Source organism: Synechococcus sp. PROS-9-1, from assembly GCF_014279775.1.
Classification (GTDB): domain Bacteria; phylum Cyanobacteriota; class Cyanobacteriia; order PCC-6307; family Cyanobiaceae; genus Synechococcus_C.
On record NZ_CP047961.1, the window covers coordinates 1,324,939 to 1,344,209 of the forward strand.

Annotated in this window: 24 protein-coding genes and 1 pseudogene; 5 read left to right on the forward strand and 20 right to left on the reverse strand. The window is 54.9% G+C overall.

The genetic code is table 11. The features are described from left to right. Window positions 1-82 precede the first annotated feature (82 nt). The 15 genes from SynPROS91_RS06985 to hisA all read right to left on the reverse strand — a co-directional run bounded on the left by SynPROS91_RS06985 (window position 83) and on the right by hisA (window position 12,979). Window positions 83-907, reverse strand: coding sequence for an A24 family peptidase (locus SynPROS91_RS06985; protein WP_255439991.1), 825 nt, complete (start codon window positions 905-907; stop codon window positions 83-85). 5 nt (window positions 908-912) lie between these two features. Next, window positions 913-1,242 (reverse strand): hypothetical protein, encoded by a 330-nt coding sequence (locus SynPROS91_RS06990; protein WP_186515792.1) that lies wholly within the window; start codon window positions 1,240-1,242, stop codon window positions 913-915. Window positions 1,243-1,294: 52 nt separating this feature from the next. Beyond that, entirely contained in the window at window positions 1,295-2,197 is a 903-nt protein-coding gene (locus SynPROS91_RS06995; RefSeq protein WP_186515793.1) for a phosphoribulokinase, read from the reverse strand. 74 nt (window positions 2,198-2,271) lie between these two features. Further along, complete coding sequence (leuB, locus tag SynPROS91_RS07000) at window positions 2,272-3,345, reverse strand: 3-isopropylmalate dehydrogenase (protein WP_186515794.1); 1,074 nt, start codon at window positions 3,343-3,345, stop codon at window positions 2,272-2,274. A 28-nt stretch (window positions 3,346-3,373) separates the two neighbouring features. After that, window positions 3,374-4,414, reverse strand: coding sequence for a UDP-3-O-(3-hydroxymyristoyl)glucosamine N-acyltransferase (gene lpxD / locus SynPROS91_RS07005; RefSeq protein WP_186515795.1), 1,041 nt, complete (start codon window positions 4,412-4,414; stop codon window positions 3,374-3,376). A gap of 4 nt (window positions 4,415-4,418) precedes the next feature. Continuing rightward, on the reverse strand, window positions 4,419-5,534 hold the full coding sequence (gene proB / locus SynPROS91_RS07010; RefSeq protein ID WP_186515796.1) for a glutamate 5-kinase: 1,116 nt from the start codon (window positions 5,532-5,534) through the stop codon (window positions 4,419-4,421). Further along, window positions 5,531-6,040 (reverse strand): YqeG family HAD IIIA-type phosphatase, encoded by a 510-nt coding sequence (locus tag SynPROS91_RS07015; protein ID WP_186515797.1) that lies wholly within the window; start codon window positions 6,038-6,040, stop codon window positions 5,531-5,533. Before SynPROS91_RS07015 ends, proB begins: the two co-directional genes overlap by 4 nt. Continuing rightward, entirely contained in the window at window positions 6,040-6,585 is a 546-nt protein-coding gene (locus SynPROS91_RS07020; protein ID WP_186515798.1) for a DUF3727 domain-containing protein, read from the reverse strand. The genes SynPROS91_RS07015 and SynPROS91_RS07020 overlap by 1 nt, the downstream gene beginning before the upstream one ends. Window positions 6,586-6,604: 19 nt before the next feature. Continuing rightward, entirely contained in the window at window positions 6,605-7,060 is a 456-nt protein-coding gene (gene ruvX, locus SynPROS91_RS07025) for a Holliday junction resolvase RuvX (protein ID WP_186519578.1), read from the reverse strand. Between the two features lie 17 nt (window positions 7,061-7,077). Continuing rightward, window positions 7,078-8,148 (reverse strand): hypothetical protein, encoded by a 1,071-nt coding sequence (locus SynPROS91_RS07030; RefSeq protein WP_255439659.1) that lies wholly within the window; start codon window positions 8,146-8,148, stop codon window positions 7,078-7,080. Between the two features lie 17 nt (window positions 8,149-8,165). After that, entirely contained in the window at window positions 8,166-9,332 is a 1,167-nt protein-coding gene (locus SynPROS91_RS07035; protein ID WP_186515799.1) for a F420-0:Gamma-glutamyl ligase, read from the reverse strand. A gap of 58 nt (window positions 9,333-9,390) precedes the next feature. Next, complete coding sequence (locus tag SynPROS91_RS07040) at window positions 9,391-9,945, reverse strand: thylakoid membrane photosystem I accumulation factor (protein ID WP_186519582.1); 555 nt, start codon at window positions 9,943-9,945, stop codon at window positions 9,391-9,393. Window positions 9,946-9,983: 38 nt separating this feature from the next. Then, entirely contained in the window at window positions 9,984-11,621 is a 1,638-nt protein-coding gene (locus tag SynPROS91_RS07045) for a DUF3685 domain-containing protein (RefSeq protein ID WP_186519584.1), read from the reverse strand. A gap of 69 nt (window positions 11,622-11,690) precedes the next feature. Beyond that, window positions 11,691-12,065 carry a Fur family transcriptional regulator gene (locus SynPROS91_RS07050; RefSeq protein WP_370586799.1) on the reverse strand — a complete coding sequence of 125 codons (375 nt, stop codon included), beginning with the start codon at window positions 12,063-12,065 and terminating at the stop codon, window positions 11,691-11,693. A gap of 143 nt (window positions 12,066-12,208) precedes the next feature. After that, complete coding sequence (hisA, locus tag SynPROS91_RS07055; RefSeq protein WP_186519588.1) at window positions 12,209-12,979, reverse strand: 1-(5-phosphoribosyl)-5-[(5-phosphoribosylamino)methylideneamino]imidazole-4-carboxamide isomerase; 771 nt, start codon at window positions 12,977-12,979, stop codon at window positions 12,209-12,211. A gap of 107 nt (window positions 12,980-13,086) precedes the next feature. Here hisA and SynPROS91_RS07060 point away from each other — a divergent pair, with 107 nt between their 5' ends. Beyond that, the gene (locus SynPROS91_RS07060) at window positions 13,087-14,010 is read left to right on the forward strand and encodes an NAD-dependent epimerase/dehydratase family protein (RefSeq protein ID WP_186515800.1); all 924 of its coding nucleotides are present in this window, start codon (window positions 13,087-13,089) and stop codon (window positions 14,008-14,010) included. Here the strand turns inward: SynPROS91_RS07060 and SynPROS91_RS07065 are convergent. Beyond that, on the reverse strand, window positions 13,976-14,524 hold the full coding sequence (locus SynPROS91_RS07065) for a CDP-alcohol phosphatidyltransferase family protein (RefSeq protein ID WP_186515801.1): 549 nt from the start codon (window positions 14,522-14,524) through the stop codon (window positions 13,976-13,978). The genes SynPROS91_RS07060 and SynPROS91_RS07065 overlap by 35 nt on opposite strands. A 31-nt stretch (window positions 14,525-14,555) precedes the next feature. Between SynPROS91_RS07065 and SynPROS91_RS07070 the strand changes: the two genes are divergently transcribed. Beyond that, window positions 14,556-15,026, forward strand: a complete 471-nt coding sequence (locus SynPROS91_RS07070; RefSeq protein ID WP_186515802.1) for a CBS domain-containing protein — start codon at window positions 14,556-14,558, stop codon at window positions 15,024-15,026. Here SynPROS91_RS07070 and SynPROS91_RS07075 read toward each other — a convergent pair. The 3 genes and pseudogenes from SynPROS91_RS07075 to SynPROS91_RS07085 form a co-directional block, all read right to left on the reverse strand. After that, complete coding sequence (locus SynPROS91_RS07075; protein ID WP_186519825.1) at window positions 15,023-15,181, reverse strand: hypothetical protein; 159 nt, start codon at window positions 15,179-15,181, stop codon at window positions 15,023-15,025. The two genes, SynPROS91_RS07070 and SynPROS91_RS07075, sit on opposite strands and share 4 nt — an antisense overlap. A 48-nt stretch (window positions 15,182-15,229) precedes the next feature. Beyond that, window positions 15,230-16,729, reverse strand: coding sequence for a hypothetical protein (locus tag SynPROS91_RS07080; protein ID WP_186515803.1), 1,500 nt, complete (start codon window positions 16,727-16,729; stop codon window positions 15,230-15,232). After that, a pseudogene (locus SynPROS91_RS07085) lies at window positions 16,726-16,914 on the reverse strand (serine/threonine protein phosphatase); the annotation flags it as partial. The pseudogene SynPROS91_RS07085 and the gene SynPROS91_RS07080, both read right to left, overlap by 4 nt. Window positions 16,915-17,221: 307 nt before the next feature. Between SynPROS91_RS07085 and SynPROS91_RS12205 the strand changes: the two are divergent. Both SynPROS91_RS12205 and SynPROS91_RS12210 read left to right on the forward strand, forming a co-directional pair. Beyond that, window positions 17,222-17,794 carry a transporter substrate-binding domain-containing protein gene (locus SynPROS91_RS12205; RefSeq protein WP_255439660.1) on the forward strand — a complete coding sequence of 191 codons (573 nt, stop codon included), beginning with the start codon at window positions 17,222-17,224 and terminating at the stop codon, window positions 17,792-17,794. Next, a complete protein-coding gene (locus tag SynPROS91_RS12210) occupies window positions 17,770-18,309 on the forward strand; it encodes a transporter substrate-binding domain-containing protein (RefSeq protein WP_255439661.1) in 540 nt (179 codons plus the stop codon). The genes SynPROS91_RS12205 and SynPROS91_RS12210 overlap by 25 nt, the downstream gene beginning before the upstream one ends. Before the next feature lie 8 nt (window positions 18,310-18,317). Here SynPROS91_RS12210 and SynPROS91_RS07095 read toward each other — a convergent pair whose 3' ends face one another. Then, on the reverse strand, window positions 18,318-18,554 hold the full coding sequence (locus SynPROS91_RS07095; protein ID WP_186515804.1) for a CopG family transcriptional regulator: 237 nt from the start codon (window positions 18,552-18,554) through the stop codon (window positions 18,318-18,320). Window positions 18,555-18,648: 94 nt separating this feature from the next. Between SynPROS91_RS07095 and SynPROS91_RS07100 the strand changes: the two genes are divergently transcribed. Beyond that, on the forward strand, window positions 18,649-19,245 hold the full coding sequence (locus SynPROS91_RS07100) for a PCC domain-containing protein (RefSeq protein WP_186515805.1): 597 nt from the start codon (window positions 18,649-18,651) through the stop codon (window positions 19,243-19,245). Window positions 19,246-19,271 lie beyond the last annotated feature (26 nt).

Below are 19,271 nucleotides of genomic sequence, written 5' to 3' on the forward strand. Positions count from 1 at the left end.
AATTTTGCACCAATCACATCAGGCTAGGACAGGGATGTTGCAATCTCTCAGCACAACAGCCATTGAGCTGATTTCTGTTCCTTTAAAGGCCAGCAAACAGGCTGAACCATTGCTGCCCCCACCACTCAGAACCTCCGAGCCAGGTCAGCCAGATCCCAAGGGCAATAAAAGGGCCAAATGGGAAGGGCTGTCTCGGCCCTAGTCGTCCAGAAAGACGTCCAATCGTGCCAAAGAATGCGCCGCTAAAAACGGCGATCGCCATAGCAACCAAGACACCGCCCAAGCCAAGCCAAGCTCCGGCGACAGCAGCCAATTTGGCGTCACCAAGCCCGAGGGCAGGTTGTCCAAGCATGCGCTCCGCGAGAGCACTTAATCCCTCCAGCACCAGCAATCCCGCTGATGCCGCCAACAGATGATTGAGGAGAAACGAACTCGCTTCAGGGGCTGGAATGACCAGATAGAGAGCCCCCGTGAAGGCAAGGCCGAGCAATACCCCGATCCTGCAAAGAGGTTCGGGGAGCCAGAGATGGTCGATATCAATCAACACCAGTGGAAGCAGCACACTGATCAGGACAATCCCCGCCAGCACATTGAGCAAGGCCAGGCCTACATGATCCGAAGCGGCGAGCAATCCATGACCCCACAACGCGCTCAACCAAAGGAGGGCGCTGAAGAATTCCACGAATGGGTAGCGGCTCGAGATGCCTTGATGGCAATCGCGACAACGTCCCCGAAGCCAGACCCACCCCAACACCGGCACATTGTCGTGCCAGCGCACCGCCTGACCACACTTTGGGCAGTGGCTGCCAGGCCAAACCACTGATTCTTCGCGAGGCAATCGCCAGGCCAGCACATTGGCGAAACTCCCCACACAGGCACCAGCCAACGCAAGGATCAGACCCAACACACTTGTCAAAGCGCTGATCCCCTGGGTCGGTCTCGCCAGCCACGCGGGCGACGCAGTCGTCGACCAATTAGATCGATGCTGATGAAATGCTCTTGAAGCAACAGTGTGGGGCTTGCGAACACAACCCTGCCCTCATCTAACCGCTCATTTACAACAACACCCATCGGTTCAAGCTGCTGCCCAGAGTCAGTTAAGAAGCGGAAGTAGATCCGTCGTGCCAATGCGATCAGGCGACGACTATCCACTCTGTCCCAACGCGGTGGAGGAGTTGTTGATCCCCCTGCACCTGCAATTTCAAAGGAGGGAGAGGACAAAAAAAGGACCCACCTGATCATTCAGATGAGTCCACGATAGATCTAATCGCTCGATGTGTATCGAGCAAAGCAATCAGGAGAGCTTGCTTTGGTCTTCAATCATGCGGTGAATGATGGGGGTCAAGATGAGTTCCATCGCGAAGCCCATTTTCCCTCCATTCACAACAATGCTGGTGGGACTGCTCATGAAGGAATCATGAATCATGCTCAGCAGGTAGCTGAAATCAATTCCCCACTTCTCACGAGCTCCCTTGCGGAAGTGAATGATCACAAAGCTTTCATCTGGCGTTGGGATGTTGCGACAGATGAATGGATTGGAGGTGTCAACCGTTGGCACCCTCTGGAAATTGATGTCAGTGAGGCTGAATTGGGGACAGATGTGATTGATGTAATCCGGCATGCGGCGCAGGATCGTGTCCACAATCGCTTCGGCTGAGTAGCCACGTTCGGCGTTATCACGCTGAATCTTTTGGATCCACTCGAGATTGGTGATCGGAACAACACCCACCAGTAAATCGGCGCGGGATGCCACGTCGTAGCCGTCTCCAACAACGCCACCGTGGAGGCCTTCGTAGAACAACACGTCAGTGCCACCTGGAATGTCTTCCCAGGGGGTGAACTGACCTGGGTCCAAGCTCACGCCGAGGCGAGCGTTGTGTTCAGCAGCTTCTTCTGGACTGTGGAGGTAGTAACGCTTCTGACCGCCACCGGTTTCGCCATAGACGCGGAAGAGCTCTTCGAGCTTGTCGAAGAGGTTGGCCTCTGGACCGAAGTGCGAGAAATTCTCACCCTTCGCAAGCGATTCAGACATGGCGGCCTTCATCGCCATCCGCTCAAAGCGGTGGTAGCTGTCGCCCTCCACCACTGCAGGAGTGATGTTCTCCCGAGCGAAGATGTGCTCAAAAGCCCTCTTAACGGTGCTGGTGCCTGCACCTGAGGAACCCGTGACAGCCACGACGGGGTGACGCTTCGACATCGACGGAGGAAGATCTGGCCCGATGAGTTTGGCAGGTCAAAGGGCAAATTCCACATTTTTCCTTCCAGGTCGCATCAGAGTGTCTTAAGAAGTTCCTCCCCCATCGCCTGACAGCCCAGAGCAGTACAGCCTTCAGACATCAGATCTCCAGTGCGGAATCCGGCTGCCAAAACGCGATCCACAGCGTGTTCCAGATCGTCCGCAGCTGCGTTTTGCTTGAGACCAGTCCGCAACATCATCGCTGCAGAGAGCACCATGGCCATCGGATTGGCCTTGTCTTGACCAGCCAGATCAGGGGCTGAACCATGAACGGGTTCATACAAACCAGGCCCTTCGCTTCCCAAAGAGGCTGAGGGAAGCATGCCGATCGAGCCGGTGAGCATTGCAGAAATATCGCTGAGAATGTCTCCGAAAAGATTGCCAGTGAGCACCACATCGAACTGGCGTGGATCTCTCACCAGTTGCATCGCCGCATTGTCCACATACAGGTGACTGACATCCACTGCGGGGTACTCACCTTTCATGCCCTCCACGCGATCACGCCACAGTTGGCTGACGTCGAGCACATTGGCCTTATCCACTGAGCAGAGCTGCCCTCGTCGCTCACAGGCGAGCTTGAACGCCACCCTGGCGATTCTGTCGACCTCAGAATCGGAGTAGGTCATGGTGTTGAACGCTCGCTCTTCACCATCGGCCTGCACACGACCTTTCGGCTTCCCGAAATAAATACCTCCGGTGAGTTCCCTCACCACCATCAGATCCACCCCTTCCACCACTTCAGATCGCAGGCTGCTAGCACCAATCAGGGCTGGAACAATTTTGACTGGACGGAGATTGGCGAAGAGCTCCATGCCAGAGCGCAGGGCTAGCAATCCACTTTCAGGCCGTTGTTCTCGCGGCAAGGCATCAAATCGAGGGCTACCGATCGCTGCAAGCAAAACGGCATCGGCAGCCTTGCAAGCTTCAAGGGTGCTCGCCGGTAAGGGCTCGCCAGTGGCATCGATGGCAGAGCCACCGATCGGCGCTTCACTGAACTCGAGCGTGAAACCATGTCGAGCAGATACGGCTTCAAGGAGCTGCCTCGCCACGGCAGTGATCTCTGGACCAATGCCGTCACCCGGAAGCAAAACAACGCGATGCTGTGGCATTGGGTCTCAGAGGGGGGAACCAGAGAGGTTACTGAGCGGCTTTCTTGAGTTCGCGGATCTGTTTCGCCATCTCAGGCAATTTGCTGAATGCCGCTGAACAACGCAGCCAAAGCCTATTGGGAATCGCCGGATAGCCACTCACCACCTCACCGGGCTCCACCTCACCATGAATCCCGCTCTTGGAACTTGCGATCGCACGATCACCAATCACCGCTCGATTGGCCACACCCACCTGTCCAGCCAAAATCACCCCGTTTCCAAGGCGAGCGCCGCCCGCAATGCCCACCTGTGAGGCCAGGGCACAGCCCCGTCCGGTGACAACGCCATGACCGATTTGCACGAGATTATCGATCTTTGTTCCCGCCCCAATTCGGGTTTCACCAACGGACGGGCGATCAATCGTGCTGCCGCAACCCACCTCAACACCCTCCTCAAGGACCACCAGACCCGTTTGAGGCATTTTTCGCCATCCCTTGGCGGTCGGAACAAATCCAAACCCCTCTGAGCCCACCACCGCGTTGGAGTGAACAACGCAATGGTTGGCTAAACGCACTCCGGGGTGAAGCACAGCATTGGCATGCAATTCGCAAAACTGACCGACCCTCACATCGCCGTAAATCACCACACCGGCATGAATGGTGCTGTTGGCACTGATGCGTGTGTCGTCGCCGATGCAAACGTGAGGGCCAATCGAGACTCCAGCATCGATCTGAACCCTGTCACCGATCACCGCAGAAGGATGAATGGTTGCTTCTGTTCTGGGCCGAGGATGCAAGCGCTCGAGGGCTTCTGCGAAGGCCAACCGAGGATCACGCATCACGGCCCAAGCCAGACCACGCTGCTCAGCCATAGCCTTGAGGTCGTTCTGATTCGGAATCAAAACGGCGCCGACATGGCTGGTTTCTAGGCTCTGAATCAGAGCGTTGCCCTTTTCAAGGAAGCTGAGTTGATCGGCACTGGCTCTCTCCAAAGATGCAGCACCACGGAGCTCAGGATCGCTGCTGAGCTGATGCTCCAGCAGACCTGCCTCTCCGTCCTGAAGGACGGCGATTAACTGGCTGAAACGCATCGATTCAGGGGTCTGGTTGGCGGATCGTAGGCGTGCTGAGGACAAGCACGTCGCGATGCACCACAACTGGCGAACCCCCTTGGCGATCGGTCCGCGCTGGCTCTTTAACAAGACCTCGAAGCGCCTCACTACTGAGGGAGCTCAGGCCACGGGCCACTTCATCGCCTTCCTGATCGAGGATCCGCACGGGTTGATTGGCCTGAAACTCTCCGGTGATGTCCGTAATTCCAACCAAAAGTAAGGAGGCACCTTTGTCGCACAGCGCTAGGCAGGCTCCGCCATCAATGTGCAGGCTCCCTTGGGGTTGCAACGCATGGGCCAGCCAGCTTTTTCGATGACCAAGGGGCTGGGGATGGGGATGAAAGACCGTGCCTCCACGCCCCCCAGCCAACATCGTTTGAAGGGTGTGCTGATCGCGACCATCCGCCAGATGCACGGTGATTCCGCTCGCTGTGGCAATCCGAGCGGCCGCGATTTTGGTGGTCATCCCGCCGGTTCCCCAACGACCTCCATCTCCTGCGCCCTGTTCAAGGGCCTGCAGTTCTTCTGGGTGATGCACGTCCGAAATAGGGCGCGCCGAGGCATCACTGCGCGGATCAGCGGAATAGAGGCGGTCGATATCGGTCAAAAGAATCAGATCATCCGCATCAATCGCTGCTGCCACCAAGGCTGAGAGCGTGTCGTTATCGCCAAAACGCAACTCAGCGGAAGACACCGTGTCGTTTTCGTTGATGACGGGTAAAACCTTCCATTCGATCAACTGATGCAGGGTCGCAGAAGCGTTGTGATAACTCCGACTGTCGGCCAAGTCAGATCGAGTGAGAAGAACCTGCGCTACGGGGATGCCATGGACGGCCATCGCTTCTTCGTACAGAGCCATCAGATGGCCTTGACCGATCGCCGCCGCAGCTTGAAGACCGCGCAACGAAGAAGGCCTGGCCTTTAGGCCTAGGCGCTGACATCCGAGTCCGACAGCCCCACTTGTGACCAAGACAACACGGTCGCCTCGTTGGAGACATTGGGCGAGATTCAGACACAAAGCTGAGATGGCATCAGCAGTGCTGCGACGTTCCGTGCTGCGCAGCAAACTGGTCCCAACCTTCACAACTCGCAGGCTCATGCCTGGCCTGCTCCAAGCCATCGGGCGAGCTGTCGCTCCAATACTTGAACGCGATCGTGACGACAGGGCGTTCCGTCTGCACTGAGAGGTCTCACCAAAACGGTGTAAAGACCAAGCCGGTTTCCTACAAGAACATCCGTAAACACGCGATCACCAACCATTGCGATCTGCTCCGGCTTGAAATTCAGGGTTTCAATGACACGTCGGATCGCACCCCGACGCGGTTTGGAGGCTGAGCTGGTGAATCCAATCCCAAGCTGCTCAGCAACAGCCCCAATTCGCTGCCGGGAGGGATTGTTACTGATCAGATAGAGATCCGTATGGCGTTGAGCAGATTTAGCCCAGCGAAGAACAGAGGCAGGCAACGCAACATCGCGTCCTGGAAGAAGGGTCCGATCAACGTCAAGCAATAAAGCCTTGATCCCTCTGCCAAGCAAGGGTTCCAACGGAAGATGGGCCAGGGTTAAGCCTGGATCCCAATCAGGTCGCAGCCAATCACGACGCATCACTCGGATAGCTCACGCTCATCAAGCTCAGCCTCGATTCGAGGTTGAATTTGATCGAACTCATCCCCTTCCACCAAAACGGCAGCACCCTCATCCATTCGGGCAACAACAAAGAAGGGATCTAAGGGGATGTAAAGCCCGTATTCCAATTCATCGACCAAAAAGCTCACCAGCAATTCATAGGTCTCTGATTCATCGTCACCCGCCTCATCCTCATCGAGATCTTCAGGATCGGGCTCATCGAGCTCACCATTCACCGTGAGGGTGACTGCAGAGCGCACAAGGGTGAGGTCATGCTCTTGAAGAACCACATCTGCAACCGAAAGAATCGGTTCATTGCTTGTGATGCTGTCGATGAGCTCAGGCTCATCTCCATCCTTCAACCGGAACAAGCAGACCGGAGTATCAACAGGGGTAAGTAACGCGTAATCCTGACCATCGAGGGGAATCAGCTGCTCAAGAAAACAAAGAAGATCACGCCCTTCACTATCTTTAACCAGCAGAGTTGGCACGTCTCCGCTGTTGTTCGGGCCGCTAGAACTCATTGCTCAAGAATCAATACCTTCAGGATCCTTCATCAGCGTCCGTCTTGCTAGCAGACGGGGTCGCCATGTCGACCGGTTCTGGCTCTGGCCCATCTGCAAGCCATTGCTCCAGGAGTAGTGAGGCGGCAGCACTGTCGAGTCTGCCGCTGCGATCCCCTTGCAGGCCGTGACGTTCGGCCGCGGCCCAACTACTGCTGTGTTCATTCACGAGCGCAAGAGGCAGCTTTAAAGCCATCGCCAAACGCTGGCCATAACGCTGGCAATGGACCGCTTGCTCTGTGAATTGACCTTCTGCATCCAGGGGTAGACCCACAACCAGGCCCTGCACTCGTCGGGTGAGGCAGACCTGTTCCAAATGCCCAAGGTCTTGCTTCAACGTTCTGCGCAAAAGAGCGGGGAGGGGACTCACCGTGATGCCCAGAGCATCACACCCTGCCAAACCGATGCGCTTGCGCCCCACATCCAGGCTCAACATGGAGCGGGGCGATGGACTCACGATGAGCGCTCTCGACCCAAAGTTGGCGTAGGCAAGGGCGGCTGCTGTGGCTGGAGACGACCCAGCATCGATTCCAGGGGACGGATGCCACTAAGCTCTCGGCTACCAAGTTTGCGCCAGAGGCTACGGCCCAGGACGAGCTGGGTTTGTTGCGACTTGAATCCACAACGCTGAACGATGGCTTGGAGTCGTGCATCATCCTCATCCACCAGGAGTTCAGGGGTGGGTTGAAGCCGGGCCAAGCGCTCCAAAGCCGGAGGCAAGGCCTCCGTGAGGCGGTCATCCCAGGCCAAACCACGCAACAGTTCAAGCCTTGGTCTGGCAAAGCCAGAGGGTCTGGCAACAAGTCCTGCAAGCACCTGCCTTTGATCGCTATCGATCCGCTCTAAGAGGCCGCAACCCTTCGAACGTTGATCCATAAGGTCTTGCCATTGGCGATCAAGAATGTGCCGATGATGTGTCGAACAACAGGCTTGCTCGAGAGCGAGCAGTTGTCTTGCGGTGCTGTTGTCGAGAGCGCTCCAACGACAATGGGGTGGCATCTCGGAGGTTGGTGTCCCTGACTGGGACGACGGATCAAGCCGCCAAACCCCAAACCTCCTGAGCGGTTGAAATCCCAGTTCACGGGCTAGATCAAGCTGGTCTTGATCGTTGCTATCGCAGCAGATCAACCAACTCTGTGAACGGGCGACCCCATCGCTGAGTGCTTCATGAAGCAACGTCCGGATCACAGAAATTCTGCTCGTGCCCGTTGGCTCTTGCCGTTCCTCGAGTTCGAGTTGCCAACAGCTACGACGGCGGTTAAGAGAGCGCAAAACCACAAGGGAGAGCAATTGATCAGCTCTTGTTTCGTTTTGCTCCAGAGCGACCAGCACCCTCAGCTTGCGGAGCAGCCAGGCCTGGATCATCATGGCCTGCGGTTGATCGGCCCATTGGTTCGATGAACTGATCTGAGCAGACGTCAACAGCAAGCGCAAATGGGCTGCGTTGAGAGCTTCCACCCTTGGAGAGCTGCCGGATGCTTGATCCACATCGCGTCCGCTGTAGATCATTAATGTATCGCTCACCTCGAGCGGCCGAGGATTTAGACAGGTCGAACCAACACAAGGGGGGTCCGTTCGTTGGCATTGCCAGCAGGGTTTGGCTTTAGAGCACGGTGGAGCAAGGCTTCATCGCAACCACGACTGGAAGCCAGCACTTTGACCCGACCTAGATCGTTGACATCAACGATCGCTACCGACACGCCAAGCGTCTTAGCGGCAGCATTGCAAAGCTCTGCTGGAGAATCCGGACCAAGAACAATGGTTTGGTCATAGGGAGGTGTGGTGCCAGTGATGTCGTCAATCAGTCGAGCTTGGTCACCAGCCAGTCGATAGAACCAACCCTTCTGACCCAAGAGTTTTAAAACGAACCCCACACTCCAAGCGACCAAAACGCGTGTAGGACCAACCTGATCGATCAACGTTTGAAGGCCACAGGCTGTTGCCAGGCTGCTCGTTGGATGGAACACACGACACAGCAAGCGGGCAATCCAACTTGGCTGGACCGTGGAGGGATGAGCGTATCGGCCCTGAATCACAGCAACAGGAGTTTCCCCAATCGTGAGGACATCTCCAGGCTGAATCAGACCACCTGCGTAGTGACTCAGCACATCAACCGTGTCATCTAAAGGACCAAGCAAGTGCGTTTTGATGGGCAAAACCGCGCAGCCGTCTCCCTGACGGAATGAAGCATCAGACAGTTGAAGCGGTTCGGGTTGACGGGTTGGAACAACCATCCCTTGACGGCGATGTAAACGGCCAAACGGCCCGTAATTCACCCAGTGCACATCTACCCAAACGCTGTCGACGCGATCGTTGATCACGACCTCTTGATCCGCACTGAATGTGAGTTGCACCTTCACCTGAGTGGTCTTGCGCCCTTTCACGATGTAAGCGGCCCAATATCCATCTGGGCGGGCCTCCTCATCAGGGTGATGCGGTGTGATTGTGGTTTGAACGTTGACGGAACTCAGGTCGTTGTTCCCGAGCAGTGTCGGTTCCACGACGAGCTCTGGCACCATCACTTCCATGCGCTGATGGGGATTAGTGATCGTCAACCAACCCTCAAGAACGAGGCTGTTTGGCGTGTGTTGGACTTGCCAGTCGTGGGCGCGCAATTGAAGGGGTGATGAAGGCCTGAGCCTGTGCCGCGCCTCAATCCAAACCACACCGATGCCGAGCAGAAGCAAGATCAGCAGCAGCGTGCACATAGGGAAACGGTCAGCAGACCGGAAACAATCAAGCAGCGTAAGCGTTCTGGTGGATTGATCAGCGCGAGATCACTTCAGTATTGAGCTCGTTGAAACTGATTGTGGTGCTGCCCTGGGCAGGTGCCTCAATTCCAGTGGCTGTACTGATTGCAGCGTTAATCGCTTCAAGAGGAACCTGTCCGTCCTGATCGAGCAGGACCGTGCCCTCGCCATTGATTACGACGACCTGAGGGATGGTGCCATGCCAGTAGGTCGCTGGATCGGCTGGATCTTGGCTGTCATCCCCCTGAAAGGCATCGGTGGTGAATGGCAACAGATCCACCTCACGCCCCCACAAACGCTGAAGTTCAGACACAACAGGCGCAAAAATTTTGCTGGTACTGCTGTCATCCAAGTAAAAAACGATCACGCTGGTGCGTTCTTTCTGTAAGGCATCCTTCAGGGTTGTAGCGGGCGGAACCAGCGATCCATTGCCTGCGTACAACGCAAAAATATTGCCGTCGTAACTATCGGTGTCCCTAGCTGCCTCGGCTGGGCTTGCAATCAGCAGCAAGCAAAATCCCGCAGCGAGTAGAGAACGCAGGACCGAGCGCATGATGCTGAGCAAAGGCATGGTGCTGATCAGTGGATACAGCATTCTGACCGCTTGGATCAGCTGCGGTTGAAGCTGCGGCCCATCCCTTGAGCGATCCCTCGACCGACCAGTCCGATAGCTCGACCAATCACTTGGGTCAGGAGTACCGCCAGTAGATCACCCACTCTGCGGACGAGAAGTTGAAGCTGAGGAGCCACTGCATCCCGCGCTTCCAGCAGAAGAGCCACCTGTTGTTGCCACCAGCCAAGACGACGCAACTCTTCGTCTCTGGGTTCCATTAGCAGCAGCGGTGCGATCTTTCCTTCATTGAGTTGATAGAGAAGCCGCTGGCTTTCGTAGAGGCGAATCGGACGTTGAATCCAGGATTGCCAGCGAGACTGGGTGTTGAGTTGGTTGCGTAGGCGTTCCAGCTCTCGGGTGGAAATCAAGCGATGATCTAACAAGTAGCGTCTCAACTCAGGCCAGTCTCCGCAGACGCCAAGAAGCTCAGAACCAATCAGTTCAGCTGTGCGCACCAACCAATTGCTCACCAACGTTTCGAGCTGGAGCAACGCGCGCGGGTCATCGGCAGGCAGCAGCTGCCCATCCACCAGAACGGGCTGGTCGTTAAGAAAAGGTGCCAGCATCCGCTTTGGATTCGGCAGTTCCTCATCGATGTCTTCGAGCTCTGTGTTGAGAAGCAGGTGATCAGCTACACCGCTTAATTCCTCTCCCATAGGAAGGCGCACGTAATGGCCCGCCATCGTGCACACAGCCTGCTTGCGCAATTCCGGTTGAAGAGCTTGCCATTGCTCCGAGAGCGCGCGATCCGATCGCTGTTCAGCGGAAGCTTGCTGATCCAAGCGCAACCTTTGCAGCACCGCGTTGAGCTGTCGCAAGAGGGCAAGCAAGAGCTCGCGTCGTCGCTCAGGGTGGAGACCTTCAATCGCCAGCATCTGACCGGTGGCGTTGCTTAAACCTCCAGTCACCGCCATTTCAAGGCGTTGATGAATGGCTTCCCAAACCGCCGCCCCATTTCTCTCTTTTAACTGAATCGATGTTCCTGACGGTTCACGGAAGGGAGACGATTGCTCGAGAGAAACGGCACCTTCAAGCCCTAATTGCAGTGGACCCCAAAGCCAGAGCAACAGCTGACGAGCACTGCACAATTCACGACAGCGACCCTCCAGCATGAATCGCAACATCGGATTCTCTGGTGGTGGATTCAACAGGACCTCGATCATGCGCAGGTCGTGATTGATTTGCTGAAGCCCAGTCATCAACAACCAGGGGCCCAGCCCTGGGCTCTGAAACGATCCAAACGACTCCGACGAAGCATGCGCCGTCAGTTCGACCACCCTGCCCCCAGATAGCAGGGTTTCAATGCTCTGCTGCAATTGCGCGAGATCAGGATCTTGAAGCAATCCCGCGCAGTCCAGGGAAAGAAGCTGAGTGGGATCACAAGGAAGCTTCGCAGGAAGCAGAAGCAAGAGAGGAGCTTCTCCCCAACGGCTTTGAAGCTTCAAAACCTCGAGCTGGAGCAGGGCCGGGGATGCAATCGTTTCGACGGACCAGATCACAAGATCAGGTTGTCCATCCAGCTGATCTGTTGAAACAGAAACCTCGAGATCTTTGTTGCCAGCCAACCCCGACAAAAGAGATTCAGCAAGCAGATTCCTTGCGATAAGCAAAATCTTGTTTGGAATCCCGTTCACCGCTGTAATACGACCCACACGAATGATCGCAGGGAAATGGTGAACGAGCAAATGCTCCTGCAAGAATGATCAGCGGTCTTCTAACTCTTTAGGACGTCCACTGAGTTGAAGGGTGTAGGTCTCAATTGTGTAGCCAGTGCGCTCTTCGATTTCCCGCACGAGTTCATCGGGCAGTTGAACATCGAGGTCCTCGATTCGTCCGCTCTCAAGGCAGGTGAGATGACTGTGGGGGGCACTTCGATAGCCATAAAGACGACCACTCGCCCGATCAAGACATTCGATCACGCCAGCTCTCTGGAGAGCTTCGAGATTTTGGTATACCGATGTATGGCCAATCCGTCGCCCCTGATTATTCAATTTTTCAAAAATATCCCTCGCGCTCAAATGGCTGGCTTCAGTCCAAAGCAGATCAAGAACCATCCGCCTCTGCTGACTCAAGCGCATCCCAAGCGTTCGGCACAACTCAAAAGTGGCTTGGAGTCCACTGGAAGCAGCGGACAAATCGGAACTTAGATGGGTGCTGCCGACCGCCACTAATGCAACTTTATTAATGGCATCTTAAGACCCTATTCAAGATTTCGTCGCGCTCAAGCGATCGTGCGGCACTGATCACTCAGAGGGTCTTGCAGACGACCCTCCGCCATCGCCTGGATTGCTTCATGCAAGTCGACGCGACCGTCGTAGAGCGCTCGACCCACGATCACTCCCTCCACACCCAGTGGTTCCAGGGCGAGTAGCGAAAGCAGATCTGCCATGCAACCCACGCCTCCCGAGGCGATCACAGGAACCTCACTCGCTTGAGCCATGGCTCGCAAGGCTTCGAGATTCGGCCCAGCCAACGTGCCATCGGTGGCGATATCGGTGCTGATGATGGCCGCGATTCCTGCGGCACTGAAGCGCTGCGCCAGAGCCGTGGCTTCCACGTTGCTCTCCTCAACCCATCCACGGGTGGCGACGAAACCGTTGCGTGCATCAATGCCCACCACAATTTTGTGAGGGTGACGGCTGGCAAGCTCCATCACCAACTCTGGGTTCTCAATCGCCACGGTGCCGAGAATGACCCGATCCAGTCCACAGCTGAGCAGCTCTTCAGCCCTCTCCAACGAGCGCACTCCGCCACCCAGCTGCACAGGAATGGAGAGCTCTTTGGCAATCAAGCGCACCGCTTGATCATTGATGGGCTCACCACTTCGAGCACCATCGAGATCCACCAGATGCAGACGGGTTGCACCCTGTTTGACCCACTGTTGCGCCTGAGCCAGTGGGTCGTCGCTAAAGCGAGTGACCTGGTCGTAGTCACCCTGATGCAAACGAACACAGCTGCCCTGCAAAAGGTCAATGGCGGGGATGATCTCCATGACGCCGGTGGCACGTTTCGCTCTCCCCATCCTGCAGGCCAGGGGGGCAAGCGTGATGTCTGCCATGGAATGGCCGCGCTTCAATGGCTGGGTTGAGCGCCTTGCTGATGAAGATTCTCGTAATGGGTGGCACCCGCTTTGTTGGGAAGCCATTGGTGGCAAGGCTTCAGGACCAGGGGCATGCACTCACCCTGTTCACACGAGGCCGACTTCCCTCACCCGAAGGAGTGGCGTCAATCCAAGGAGATCGCAGCGTTGATGCCGATCTCAACCAACTCAAAGGACATGACTTTGAGGTGATCATCGACAGCTCGGGGCGCAGTTTGGACGACAGTCGTCGCGTCCTAGCGGTGACGGGCGCCCCAACCCATCGCTTTCTGTATGTGAGTTCCGCTGGGGTCTATGCCGCCTCAACGCAGTGGCCGTTGGATGAGACAGCCGCAATCGATCCCGCCAGTCGACACTCCGGCAAGGCCGACACCGAACAATGGCTGCAAGAGCAGGGGATTCCCTTCACCAGCTTCCGTCCCACTTACATCGTGGGGCCTGGGAATTACAACCCAGTGGAGAGATGGTTCTTTGACCGAATCGTGAATGATCGACCGATTCCTCTTCCAGGCTCAGGTGAGACCATCACCCAGATTGGCCATGCTGAAGACCTTGCTGAGGCCATGGCGCGCTCGCTTGAAGTGGATGCCGCTAGCAATCGGATCTACAACTGCAGCGCAAGCCGTGGCATTACTTTCCGCGGCTTGATCGAAGCGGCAGCCATGGCCTGTGGCCGAGACCCCAAGGGATTGGATTTACGACCGTTTGACCCCAGTGGACTGGATCCCAAAGCTCGCAAGGCCTTTCCTCTAAGGCTGAGTCACTTTTTAACCGACACCACTCGCGTTAGGCGTGAACTGGCTTGGGAGCCACGGTTTGATGCCTGTGCCTCCCTCGTTGACAGCTATCAACGGGAGTACAAAGGCCAGCCCACATCGGATCCTGACTTCAGCGCTGACCAGGCTCTGATCGACGAGGCTTGAGATAGCCCCAGGCTGACCACAACGCCAAAAACAACGAGGGCCAAAACAAACCCACACCGACCCCTCTCAAACCCTGAACCAGTTCTGGATCTCCCCATAGGGGGGGCCAAAGCATGAGCGCAAGGCTGAGGAATTGGAGGATTGTTTTGGCTTTTCCTGCAGCGGATGCTGGTGCCCCATCACTGCTGTCTCCACGCCAGCCAGAGATCAGCAATTCGCGGGCCAGCAACAGCCAAACAGCCCAAACCGGAAGGATTCCCTCTGACGCCAACCAGATCAGAGGAGCACTGATCAACAACTTGTCAGCGAGAGGGTCCAATCGAGCTCCCCAGGTGCTGCCACCATCGGCACGTCTCGCCAACCAGCCATCCGCTGCATCGCTCCAGCCTCCAATCAGCAATAACCACCAGGCCAACGCGTCGTAATGCGTCGCCAAGGCGACAAGAAGCGGGAGTCCCATCAGGGCTCGAGCAAGGGTGAGTCGATCAGCCCACAGGCGCCAGGGAGAGATCAAGGCTCAGAATGCTTTGAGATGCGTGGATTCCATGGTGCTTCAGCAGACGGTCAAAGAGGTGATGTCATCACCGGTATTGACTGTGACACCAGAAACGGCATTAAAAGATGCCGTGAGTCTGCTGAGCGATCACCACATCAGTGGCCTGCCTGTGGTGGATCAGAACGGGATTCTGATCGGTGAACTCACCGAACAAAACCTCATGGTGCGCGAAAGCGGAGTTGATGCCGGCCCCTACGTGATGCTGTTGGACAGCGTGATTTATCTGAAGAACCCACTCAACTGGGACAAACAGGTTCATCAAGTGTTGGGCACCACGGTGGGCGATCTGATGGGACGTGATCTTCATAGCTGTTCAGAGAATCTGCCTCTCCCCAAAGCCGCATCGATGCTGCATGAACGCAGTACCCAGCGACTGATCGTGGTGGACGACAACAAACATCCCGTGGGTGTTTTGACGCGGGGTGACATCGTCCGAGCCTTGGCCTCAGGACAGCCTTAGCGAGAAGCGAGTGGAGTGATTCGAATCGCTACAGGCTTGATGAAACGGAACTCCACCAGATCCCCGAGCGCTAATTGATCGAACACCATTCCAGGCATTCGCTTGCTGACATCGAGATTGTGAACCTTCCCGAATGGCCCGCGAAGACTCAGCATGAGAGATGCCAGAGCAACAATTTTTAGCTCAAATTGAAGCCCAGTGAATCAGGGCAAAGGTGGGGGAGGGAGCACTGGTGCAGGCGGTGCTCCATAAATGATGCTTTTTTCGTCATCCGCTGAGGACACTGATTCCTGTTCCTTAAGCCCAGGGGTTGGAGAGATGGGCTCTGGCCAAGCTTCAGGATCCTCCGGAAGGATCTGATCCTCCTGAAGCAACACGGGTGGCGGTAGGTCCGGAGGCAGATCGAAATCCCATTGCTGAGTCTCAGCATCTGAGTTGAACAACTCGTCCTGATCGCTCTCAATGTCATACCGTTCTCGGAGCACGAGTGGGTCGGCGGTAATCGGAGGTTCGCGCAGCGGTTGCCTCGCAGGAACTCTTTCGGTGACAGGTGCGGTCTTGTTGTGATCGAGACGTGGTGTGGGCTTAGGCGCCCAGATCATGCGCGCAATCGGCTCAACACCCTGCTCCATCACACGGTTCAATCCAGCCAAAGCACGATCGATCAGCTGCCCTCCATAGAAGAAGGCACAGTCCGATGCACCTTCACAGCGCTGGCTGGTCTCGATGCGTCTGGTCAAATCAGCGATCAGCCCTCCTTCCAGTCGGACACGGCGCTCACTCAGTCGCAGGAGGTAGGGAACATGCACAAAGCTGGTGGCGCCGCCACTAATCCAGTTGGCATCCTCTTCGGTGAAACCTTTCACTCCAGGAATGATCAGACGACTCTTCGAAGCGTGATCAGGCATGTAGGCGGCCACAAGACCCCGCCGACGTGCCAGATCCTTCGTTTGCTCAAGCGTGAGACCGTCTTTACTCATCAGCATTTCAATTCGGGCATCGGCCCTCAAGCCGTAGACCATGCGGATGCGAGGGAGGTAATAACGAATCCGTTGGCCCATGCTGATGCTGTAGGCCCCCTTATAGGTCTCAGGTGGCTCCTCCAGGTCGTTGTAGATGCTGTGCAGACCCCCCACAAACATGTCGTAGGTCTTGGCCCGATCGGGAGTTAACTCTCCATAGCCAAAATCAACGCTTCCATCCTTGAGGATGCCAATGAAGGCACGCTGTCTTGAAGCCGTTCGATTGCGTCCACGCCAAACCCTGCTGCCGAATTTCAAATCACCTAGTGGAACGGTGATTTCCTGTCCAGACTCATCAATATGCCGCTCATACATCGGTCCAGAGACGTAGGCGAGAGCAGCAGTGTCTTCGAAGGCATCCTGTTCACGATCCCAGCCTTCAAGGAGACCGAGCCGCACATCACGTGGGTCGAAATCGAGGGCATAAACCTCGTCATCCGGTTGGTAAGCAAAAGGCCCCGCCTCAGAGTCGGCGGTTTCAATCGGCTCAGGCTCTGTCGCAATCTCCCTTTGTTCGGGAGTTCTAGGCGCAAGAGCAATCAGACCCGTGAAGACCGTTATGGGGACCACCACGATCAACCAACGCTTGCGCCAGAGGCTGGAACGCTGGGGCTTGGGCTTACGTCTCTTTTTTTGAGCGGAGATGTCAGCAGCAGAAGCTGAAGTCCGATTTCGAATCACCGGACCAGCCTTTTTTTTCGAGCTCGGGATTCGGGGTTCTGCCAAGGAACAATGGTGCCCTCAGCCACCAACCATTTGCGGTAAACCTGACCGCATTCATGCCCTCCCGTCAACTCACCAAAGACAGGAATCAGCAATCTCTCCTCCTTAGCGTCGAAGGCAAAGCAGGGAAGACGAAGACGATCCCCCAGAGCTGAGGCTCCGAACAAGGTGATGGGACACCCCTTGGGCTCAAAAAGTGCTCCCTCCGCTAGAGCCAGAAGGCCTGGGAGCGATGAAAGACAAGGCAGAAGAGCAAGGCAACAACTTGATTGCAGTTATCACACATAAGGACCTTGAAGAGGTCACTCCAGACAGCCATGATGAGAGTCTTTGAAATAGGACGCATTGGAACGATGACCCTGGCACTGCTACTTGCACTCCTTGGATCGCTGATGGCCATGGGTTTCATTATTCGACGCCTCGAAAAGGGCTAATCAAACCAGGATCGTCGTGATACGTACGCTTTTTCTCACTGGAATCGCTCTGATTTCACTTCCCATTCAGACGGTTGCGAAGCAAGTCGCGCAGGAAGCCATCAAGGAGTTACGGATTGGGGTGAGTGGGACCCCTCCATTTGTAATGGAGCAGGATGGTGAACTAAGTGGCATAAGTATTGAGATTTGGAAAGACGTGTCAAAGCGTCTAGATCAACCCTACACATTTATTGTTCAGCCAAATACCAATGCAAATATACAAGCTGTAGCTGATGGGAACGTTGATTTAGCCATCGGTCCAATCAGCATTACACCAACACGATTAGCCAATCCAAAGATCAATTTTACGCAACCCTATTATCATGGACATGAGGGCTTACTCATTCATAAGAAACAACCAGGAATTATTGAGCGTTTACGACCATTTATTGGCTGGGCCGCTTTGTCTTCAATAGGCATACTTGTGATAGTTCTATTTATTTTTGGAAACCTCATTTGGTTGGCAGAGCGACGCAAAAATAGCAAACAGTTTCCCCGCGCAATTTCCATGGTGTTGGGAATGGCATGTGGTTTGGGCTTGTCACACTAACAACAGTGGGGTATGGAGATCGTGCACCTTTATCAAGAAGTGGCAGAGCAATTGCAGGCATTTGGATGGTGATCTCACTTGTAGCGGTATCGTCAATTACTGCCGGCCTTGCATCAGCATTTACATTATCCCTGGCACAGATGGCGCCTTCAGGGATTCGGAATAAAGACGACTTGAAAGGCAAAAAATTAGCCGTTATAAAAGGAACGACAAGCCTAAGATGGGGTGAAATATATGAAACCGATGCTTTCCAAACCGAAAATTTAAATGAATCAATAACAATGCTAAGGAGTGACGAAGTAGAAGGAGTTATTTTTGACCGTGCGCCGCTTCGCTACTACCTCAAGCAGAACAAAGACAGCAATCTTAAATTAGCGGATTTTCCACTTGCTGTTCAAACGTATGGATTCGTACTACCGAAAGGCAGCTCATTAATAACCCGATTAAATATTGAGATAATGGAAATGGAATGGAACGGAGTAACAGAAAGAATTGAGACAAAATTGTTAGACTAAGAATACATTTATCGAATCACAGTGTGGCGTCGTAAACCATCTTCAATCAGAAATGTTGCCAGGCTGCTACAGCTCCTCCCTTCCTGAAGGGCTTGCTGCTTCAGCCGGCTCATAATGCCAGCGGGAAGTGTCACGTTGAGTCGCTCAGACGTGGCCGACTCGGCCACTTGGCCAGCACTGATTGCAGACTCTGCAGGAACAAGCTGATCCTGCAGCTCATGCAAAAGACTCTCAAGAAATGACACGGTTAAGTTACGTAGACGTTACTATTGCGTACCATAACAAGGGATCTGGCTCCGGTTAGTCTCTTTACTACAAAAGGGAAGACCAATTCGACGAATGAATACGCTGACGCTTCATCTTGAGCCAGGCCAAGACCTACTGCTATCCCTGTCGGAGGTAGCCCAAAAGAAGCAGATCAGTGGATTTCTATTAGGGGTTGTTGGAAATCTGTCAAAGGCATCATTTCAATGTCCCGGACGTGATAAACCAACAGTCTTAGAGGGTGAACTAGAGATCATCACCCTGAATGGAACCTTTCATTCAGACGGAGTTCATCTCCACTTGAGCCTTTCAGATGGTGCATGTCAGGTTTGGGGCGGGCATCTCGAAAGCGGCTCCCTGATACTGAAAGGAGCAGATCTTCTCCTGGGAATTCTCAAACAGGGGAAAGAAGCGCGAAGCAAAACCAAAAAACACTTAGAGATCGCAGTACTTCCTGGCTGTCCATGGTGCGATAGTGCACTCCGACTTTTAGAGTCTTACAACATTCCTCACCTGGTGATCACTGTTGACAATGACGTCACCTTTCAACAGTGTAAGCAACGCAGTGGGATGAATACCTTTCCACAAGTCTTTATTGATGGAGCGACTGCTGGTGGCTTCGATAGCCTTGAAAAGCTACAACGTTCAGGCGAATTGCTCTCAATGAAATGATCAAAGTCATTATCGAAGTTTCTATT

Bases quoted from the DNA above. Each gene is read 5' to 3' on its own strand.
- SynPROS91_RS06990 (WP_186515792.1), bottom strand. From the start codon at position 1,242: ATGATCAGGTGGGTCCTTTTTTTGTCCTCTCCCTCCTTTGAAATTGCA.
- SynPROS91_RS06995 (WP_186515793.1), bottom strand. From the start codon at position 2,197: ATGTCGAAGCGTCACCCCGTCGTGGCTGTCACGGGTTCCTCAGGTGCA.
- leuB (WP_186515794.1), bottom strand. From the start codon at position 3,345: ATGCCACAGCATCGCGTTGTTTTGCTTCCGGGTGACGGCATTGGTCCA.
- lpxD (WP_186515795.1), bottom strand. From the start codon at position 4,414: ATGCGTTTCAGCCAGTTAATCGCCGTCCTTCAGGACGGAGAGGCAGGT.
- proB (WP_186515796.1), bottom strand. From the start codon at position 5,534: ATGAGCCTGCGAGTTGTGAAGGTTGGGACCAGTTTGCTGCGCAGCACG.
- SynPROS91_RS07015 (WP_186515797.1), bottom strand. From the start codon at position 6,040: ATGCGTCGTGATTGGCTGCGACCTGATTGGGATCCAGGCTTAACCCTG.
- SynPROS91_RS07020 (WP_186515798.1), bottom strand. From the start codon at position 6,585: ATGAGTTCTAGCGGCCCGAACAACAGCGGAGACGTGCCAACTCTGCTG.
- ruvX (WP_186519578.1), bottom strand. From the start codon at position 7,060: ATGTTGAGCCTGGATGTGGGGCGCAAGCGCATCGGTTTGGCAGGGTGT.
- SynPROS91_RS07035 (WP_186515799.1), bottom strand. From the start codon at position 9,332: ATGTGCACGCTGCTGCTGATCTTGCTTCTGCTCGGCATCGGTGTGGTT.
- SynPROS91_RS07040 (WP_186519582.1), bottom strand. From the start codon at position 9,945: ATGCCTTTGCTCAGCATCATGCGCTCGGTCCTGCGTTCTCTACTCGCT.
- SynPROS91_RS07050 (WP_370586799.1), bottom strand. From the start codon at position 12,065: ATGCGCTTGAGTCAGCAGAGGCGGATGGTTCTTGATCTGCTTTGGACT.
- hisA (WP_186519588.1), bottom strand. From the start codon at position 12,979: ATGGAGATCATCCCCGCCATTGACCTTTTGCAGGGCAGCTGTGTTCGT.
- SynPROS91_RS07060 (WP_186515800.1), top strand. From the start codon at position 13,087: ATGAAGATTCTCGTAATGGGTGGCACCCGCTTTGTTGGGAAGCCATTG.
- SynPROS91_RS07070 (WP_186515802.1), top strand. From the start codon at position 14,556: ATGGTGCTTCAGCAGACGGTCAAAGAGGTGATGTCATCACCGGTATTG.
- SynPROS91_RS07075 (WP_186519825.1), bottom strand. From the start codon at position 15,181: ATGCTGAGTCTTCGCGGGCCATTCGGGAAGGTTCACAATCTCGATGTC.
- SynPROS91_RS12210 (WP_255439661.1), top strand. From the start codon at position 17,770: ATGTGGTTTGGGCTTGTCACACTAACAACAGTGGGGTATGGAGATCGT.
- SynPROS91_RS07100 (WP_186515805.1), top strand. From the start codon at position 18,649: ATGAATACGCTGACGCTTCATCTTGAGCCAGGCCAAGACCTACTGCTA.